General features: G+C 36.2%; 8 protein-coding genes. 3 read left to right on the top strand and 5 right to left on the bottom strand.

The features are described 5' to 3' along the window. Window positions 1–559: 559 nt before the first annotated feature. Entirely contained in the window at window positions 560–922 is a 363-nt protein-coding gene (locus AB3I27_RS09690; RefSeq protein ID WP_002310196.1) for a hypothetical protein, read from the bottom strand. A 75-nt stretch (window positions 923–997) separates the two neighbouring features. Then, the gene (locus AB3I27_RS09685) at window positions 998–1378 is read right to left on the bottom strand and encodes a CvfD/Ygs/GSP13 family RNA-binding post-transcriptional regulator (protein WP_002290989.1); all 381 of its coding nucleotides are present in this window, start codon (window positions 1376–1378) and stop codon (window positions 998–1000) included. Window positions 1379–1441: 63 nt separating this feature from the next. Between AB3I27_RS09685 and AB3I27_RS09680 the strand changes: the two genes are divergently transcribed. After that, window positions 1442–2635, top strand: coding sequence for a MalY/PatB family protein (locus AB3I27_RS09680; RefSeq protein ID WP_002310195.1), 1194 nt, complete (start codon window positions 1442–1444; stop codon window positions 2633–2635). A gap of 75 nt (window positions 2636–2710) precedes the next feature. On the opposite strand, the gene AB3I27_RS09675 is transcribed toward AB3I27_RS09680, so the two are convergent. After that, window positions 2711–3295, bottom strand: a complete 585-nt coding sequence (locus AB3I27_RS09675) for a peptidylprolyl isomerase (protein ID WP_070872352.1) — start codon at window positions 3293–3295, stop codon at window positions 2711–2713. Window positions 3296–3505: 210 nt separating this feature from the next. On the opposite strand from AB3I27_RS09675, the gene AB3I27_RS09670 reads away from it, so the two are divergent. Together AB3I27_RS09670 and AB3I27_RS09665 are read left to right on the top strand one after the other, a co-directional pair. Continuing rightward, window positions 3506–4504 carry an NAD(P)/FAD-dependent oxidoreductase gene (locus AB3I27_RS09670; protein WP_070872350.1) on the top strand — a complete coding sequence of 333 codons (999 nt, stop codon included), beginning with the start codon at window positions 3506–3508 and terminating at the stop codon, window positions 4502–4504. Between the two features lie 110 nt (window positions 4505–4614). Further along, on the top strand, window positions 4615–5124 hold the full coding sequence (locus AB3I27_RS09665; RefSeq protein WP_002290997.1) for a phosphatidylglycerophosphatase A: 510 nt from the start codon (window positions 4615–4617) through the stop codon (window positions 5122–5124). 26 nt (window positions 5125–5150) lie between these two features. Here AB3I27_RS09665 and AB3I27_RS09660 read toward each other — a convergent pair whose 3' ends face one another. Continuing rightward, complete coding sequence (locus tag AB3I27_RS09660) at window positions 5151–5810, bottom strand: TIGR01906 family membrane protein (RefSeq protein ID WP_002310190.1); 660 nt, start codon at window positions 5808–5810, stop codon at window positions 5151–5153. A gap of 1 nt (window position 5811) precedes the next feature. Continuing rightward, complete coding sequence (locus tag AB3I27_RS09655; protein ID WP_002310189.1) at window positions 5812–6576, bottom strand: TIGR01457 family HAD-type hydrolase; 765 nt, start codon at window positions 6574–6576, stop codon at window positions 5812–5814. Between the last annotated feature and the right edge of the window lie 2 nt (window positions 6577–6578).

Raw genomic sequence — 6578 nt, 5'->3', positions numbered from 1 at the left:
CTTCAACGGAAATGTTTTTCCGATTTGTTTTGGCTGCCGTAGCAACTTTTATATCATATCAGAGTGACAATTGATTGTCAACTCTTTTTTAAAAGTTTTTTCGATTTCGTTTTTCGAAATCTTTCAGCAACTCATTCATCATAACTTGTCGTTTGTTATTTGTCAAGAACTTTTTTGAAGTTTTTTTCGATAGAATCACAACTTTCGCAAGCTGTTCTTTTTTAACGACTTAGTTATCTTATCATGTCATCATAAACATGTCAATAACTATTTTTTAAGTTTTTTCAGAAACGTGATATAACGTCCACTTCGGAATCAACGCTGTTAAATTTATCATGTATTTCTTCCTTGGTCAACTATAAATTAAGCATTACTTTGTGAAATGATTTTTCGATCAATTATTATTATTCGTTATACAACCGTTTTCTACATATTTTGAAAACAAAATGCACTAAAAAATTATCTATAGCAGAACATTTCATTGTCTTTTTTGGATCAAACAATAAAAAAAAAGAAGTTTGAAAAAAATTCAAACTTCTTTGCTCGCTTAATCTGTATTTTAGAAGAAAGGCACTCCCTCTACTTCGTAAGTTCCAAGAACAGAGCGCATTTGACCTGGTTCTTCCCAAATGTATCCTTCGCCTAATTCTTCTCTTTGATTCTTTTGTTCAGTCTCAAAGACAAACAACGGAACATTTTCCTGATTAATATGTGTATTTGTCAATTCCATCAAACTAATCTTGCTAACATCGATATGAACTATTTCTTTTAAGAAATTAAGTATATTCGCTAAACCAGTCTTCCCTTCAGAAAGTTCCGCTAACGCAAATTCCAACTTGTCATCAATTGAATGGACCAAAAATTTTTTAGAACCATCCTCCAAATGCAACATAATTGTACCAGCAACTCTTTTGCTTGCCAAAATTTCCACCTCGATCACCTTGTTCTATGGCTTACATAAAAATTCTAGCACATTTTCAGAAAAAATACACACTTTTTATTTCTTATTTTCTTTCCGTTCTAATTCAGATAACGCTTCTTCTATCCAAATAGGTAACTGCTCCGCAATAGTGGCAAAACCGATTTTACGATTTTTATTCGTGAAATATCTTTTTCTACGATAAGGAACAGCTGGATTTGTTTTTTCTAATGTTCTTAAAGATAAACTGATTTTTTTGGAATATTCATCAATGTCGATGATCTGAACGGTTACTGGCTGCCCGACTTTTAACAATGAATGGATATTTTTCGTATAACCGGATTGTACTTCCGAAACATGAATAAGTCCTTGCGTCTCATTATCAAGAGAGACGAATGCCCCATAAGGCTGTATCCCTGTTACTTTTCCTTCAATTATTTGTCCAATTTTATAAGTCATCTACTTCCCTCTCTTCGCATTTATCATTATACTGTAAATAGCGCAAAAAAAGAAGCGACGAAAATGACTGGAGGTATTGAGATGATCGAATTTGATAAAAAGATTTCAAGAAAAGATACAGAAAGTGTAAAATGGGACGCGATTGCCGAGACATATCAAATGGATGATTTACTTCCTTTGTGGGTAGCAGATATGGATTTCTTATCTCCCGAGGGGGTAGCTAATGCGTTTAGTGAATACATCAAACACGGAATCTTTGGTTATGCCACTCTATCTGATAAACTCTATCAGGCTATCATTCATTGGGAACGTCAACGCCATGCTGTTGAGTTGACGAAAGAAAATATTGTTTTTACAAGTGGTGTGTTGACTAGTTTAGCTGCAGCAGTACAAACTTTTACAAAACCAGGCGATTCTATTTTGATTCATGACCCAGTTTATCCTCCATTTTCCTCTATTATAGAAACAAATCAACGTCACATTGTTCGAAGCTCTTTGCTAGAAAAAAATAATCATTTTGTCATGGACTTTTCTAACATGGAGAAAAAAATAGAAGAAAACAATGTAAAAGCAATGATCTTGTGCAACCCTCATAATCCAGGAGGTCGCGTTTGGAGCAAAGAAGAATTGAAACAGTTAAGCGAATTGTGTTTAAAACATCGAGTGTTTCTGTTTAGTGACGAAATCCATCAAGATTTGACTTTATTCGATCATACATTTACTTCCATGCTGACGATTAATCCCGATTTGGACGATTTGCTCATTGCCTTTACTTCTGCAACAAAGACTTTCAATTTAGCTGCAATCAAAAATTCAATGGTATTTATCAAAAATCCAGAGCTGAAAGCTAAATTTGAAAAACATCTAGTGATGAATCAACAGCACGAAATCAACACTTTTGGTTTGATTGGGACTCAAGCGGCTTATGAGACCGGTGGAGAATGGTTAAACCAATTGATTCCTTATCTAGAAAAAAATGTTCAAACAGTTAATCAGTTTTTTGAACAGCATCTTCCGAAAGTGAGAATAATGAGCCCTGAAGGAACTTATTTAATGTGGTTGGATTTTACCGCTTATATTTCAGACGACCAGAAATTAGAGAATACTCTAGTGAGAAAAGGAAAAGTCGTATTAAATCCTGGTATCACATTTGGTCCTTCCGGTCATGGACATATGCGCTTGAATATTGCTTGTCCAGAAGAAACTTTACTAGAAGGACTTCATCGAATCAAGCACGCTTTAGAAACAACCGAATAAATCAGTTATCAAAGTAAAAGGACGAGACCTTACTAGGTTTCGTCCTTTTCTATAAATACTCCGTATCATACCAAACTATTCTGAAATTTCGATTGTTTCAATCACTATGTCATGTACAGGGCGGTCTTGCGGACCACGTTGCACATTTGCAATTTCATCTACTGTATCCATTCCTTCCAGTACATGTCCAAAGACTGTATGTCGGAAATCTAACCAAGGGGTTCCGCCACCTTTATACGCTTCAATGATTTCTGATGGGAATCCAGCACCTTCCAATTGTCCAAGCATATTAGCTGGCACATTTGTGTTATTTACAATAAAGAATTGGCTTCCGTTTGTGTTTGGACCTGAATTTGCCATAGATAAAGCTCCGCGAAGGTTGAACAGTTCACGACTGAATTCATCTTCAAAACTTTCTCCATAAATACTTTCTCCACCCATTCCTGTTCCAGTTGGATCGCCGCCTTGAATCATGAAATCAGGAATAACACGGTGAAAAATCACGCCATCATAATAACCTTTTTTGGAAAGTTCAATGAAATTTTGAACCGTCTTCGGTGCTAGTTCAGGGAATAATTGGACAGTAATGTCACCACGGTTTGTTTTGATAACAGCTTTTGGTCCTTTTTCATTTTTTAAATCTAGTTGTGGGAATCCCATATTGTTTCCTCCTATTATTTGCATACTTCATAAATAATAATAACATAATACCTAACCTTCCGTAAAAATACTAGATTTGTTTTTCTTTATTTTTTCATCACTGCCTGCATTCCATGAATAAATTCTATGACTGACCATTTCAACTTCAAATATTTTTGAGAAGCATTCTCAATTAAATTCTGCTATAGTGTGAAAAGGGAGGAATTTTTTATGGAAATCTATGACATTACAATTATCGGTGCAGGTCCTGTAGGGATGTTTGCCGCTTTTTATGCAGGAATGCGCCAAGCTAAAACAAAAATCATTGACAGTCTACCTCAACTTGGTGGTCAATTAGCAACATTATATCCTGAAAAATATATTTACGATATCCCAGGTTATCCAGCAATCAAAGCAAGTGAATTAATCGATCAATTAGAAAAACAGTTAACTACTTTTAATCATACATTTCATTTAAAAGAAGAAGTTCTCTCGCTTACTCGTGAAGACGAAGTTATCGAGATCACTACAAATAAAGGCATACATTATTCTAAAGCAGTCATTTTAACTTTAGGGAATGGTTCATTCCAGCCGAGAAAATTGAATTTAGATAATGCTGAAGCATTCGAAAACCACGGATTGGATTATTTCGTAAATGATTTGATGAAATATGCCGGAAAAAAAGTTGCTATTGCTGGAGGCGGCGATTCTGCTATCGATTGGGCATTGATGTTGGAGCCTATTGCAAGCGAAGTTTACCTGATCCATCGTCGTCCGGAATTCCGTGCGCATGAACATAGCGTATCGCGTTTGAAGTCTTCAACTGTCACCTTGCTTACTCCATATCTAATCGATGGATTGTCTGGCAACGCTGGAGAACTGTCAGACATCCGCTTAAAAAAAGTGAAGAGCGATGAAACAATTGATTTGATGATTGATGCTCTGATCGTCAATTATGGATTCACTTCTAATTTAGAACATCTCTCTTCTTGGGGACTTGATAGTACTAGAAATGCCATCACTGTAAAATCAGATATGTCTACTTCTATTCCAGGTGTTTATGCAGCTGGTGATATCTGTACCTATGAAGGAAAAGTGAAACTGATTGCTACTGGGCTCGGTGAAGCACCTACCGCAGTGAACAATGCTTTACACTACATTAATCCAAAAGAACGGACTCAGCCTGGTCACAGCACAAGCTTATATGATAAAAATCTTCGGCCTAGTTGATTTTTTAGATTCCTCTGCATTTCAAGCGAGATCCAAAAGCAGTTTCTTGCATTTTTTTCATGTTCCGTTAACATGAAATAGAGAAAGAAAAATAAAGGGGGAGCAATAATATGGTCGTCAAAACTGAGACTTTAGAAGAAAAGGCAAGAGAACTATTGAAAGAACGTGGCGTAACTGTAGAAGATATCGCACAACTTGTCATGTTTTTACAAAAAGACTATATTTCTGATTTGACTTTGGCAGATTGTACTGAAAGTGTCAACAGCGTATTAACAAAACGTGAAGTACATAACGCCATTATCACCGGAATCCAATTAGATATATTAGCAGAAAAGAAAAGATTGATGGATCCGTTGCAACACATTATCGAAGATGACGAAGGTCTTTACGGTATCGATGAGATCTTAGCTTTATCAATCGTGAATGTTTACGGTACGATTGGCTTTACGAACTATGGCTATATCGATAAAGTGAAACCGGGTATTTTAAAAGAACTAAACAGCCACGATGGCGTTCATGTCCATACCTTCTTAGATGATATCGTCGGAGCAATCGCTGCTGCTGCTGCCAGTCGATTAGCACACAAAGAACCAGAAAAAAGAAGTCGACTTACTCAATAAATCAAAAAAAGAAAGAAAACGTCTATTTAGACGAGTTCTTTCTTTTTTGTTTGTTTCAAACTATTTTTCCCTAAGAAAAGAAAAATAGCAAAAAATACTTCTAATACTACAAAGAACAAGATAAAGCTATGCATGAAAAATTCTTCTGGAAGTACATTGATGATTGGATCAGTTACAGGATCGAATAACCAGTCATCGTTGTTGAAAAACGTTTCATGAAAAAGGATAAAAAAGCGATCAAATCCAATCATCATGAAAAAACCGAAAATGACTGGCAGCAACATGCCAATCTGAAACGGACGAATCAATCGCCAAAGACGATCATTCTTTTGCAAATATCTGATAAACAAAATACTTGGGATCAGAGTGATGAAAAATACAGCATAATCCACTAAAAACAAAATTTTCACTTCATAAAAATGATGAGCTCCGCTAGCAGAAACTGGAAAGTCCGGCAAACTGAGGACTGTTTGGAAGGGATTATTAAGATAATTCATCAGGTGATCAAAATTTTTCAGTAATGTCTCTTGGTCTAAAGAAGTATAATCCAAAATATGCAAATGTCCGATATCAAATACATACAGCGGTCGAAAATTGATCGTCACTCCAACTGCCAAACTGATCAGCGTCAGAAACAGGCTGAATAATCCGGCATATTCCAACCACCGCCATCTCGAATTTTTCATATTAGAAGCTCCATTCATCCAATGATCGTTTCACAAAGGTAGCTGGGATAGGCAGCCCAGGTACATCTTCTTCTTTTGTGAAACCTGATAAAACGAGCAAAGTATCGATATTATTACGTATCCCTGCTTGGATATCTGTTTCATAGTTATCTCCAACCATGATTACTTCTTCTTTTTGCAGACCTAATACTTCAACGGCTTTATCCATAATGATTGCTTCTGGTTTTCCGATATAAATTGGTGGAGTTTGGGTTGCTGTCTCGACGAAAGAGATGACTGACCCAGCTCCAGGAAGAAGACCACGTTCTGTAGGGATATTCTTATCCGGATTCGTACCAATGAAAGTAGCCCCTTTTTGAATAGCAAGAGTTGCTTTGACGACCTTTTCATAGGTCAAATAATTATCTAGCCCTACTACTACATAGTCAGGAACCTCTTCTTCCCATGTAAATCCGGCAGCTAAAATCAAGTCAATTAATCCGGCTTCTCCGATAACATACACTTTTTTTCCTTTTCCATCTGCTTTCATGAAATCAATTGTAGCCAAAGTAGCTGTATAAACTGTTTCTGGTGCTACATGAATGTCAAACTCATCTGCTAGACGATTAGCCACTGTTTCTGGCGACTTAGTCGTGTTATTCGTAACAAATAAGAAAGGCAATTTCCTTTTTTGTAATTCTTCCACAAACCGTTTCCCTGCCGGTATAGGTTCCGTCCCGCGATAAATCGTCCCGTCTAAATCAATTAAATATCCTTTATAGTCCATTC

This window comes from Enterococcus sp. C46, assembly GCF_040887565.1.
Classification (GTDB): Bacteria; Bacillota; Bacilli; order Lactobacillales; family Enterococcaceae; genus Enterococcus_B; species Enterococcus_B lactis.
The sequence above is the reverse complement of the archived record's forward strand: the minus strand, read 5'-3'. Positions and strand labels throughout refer to the sequence as shown.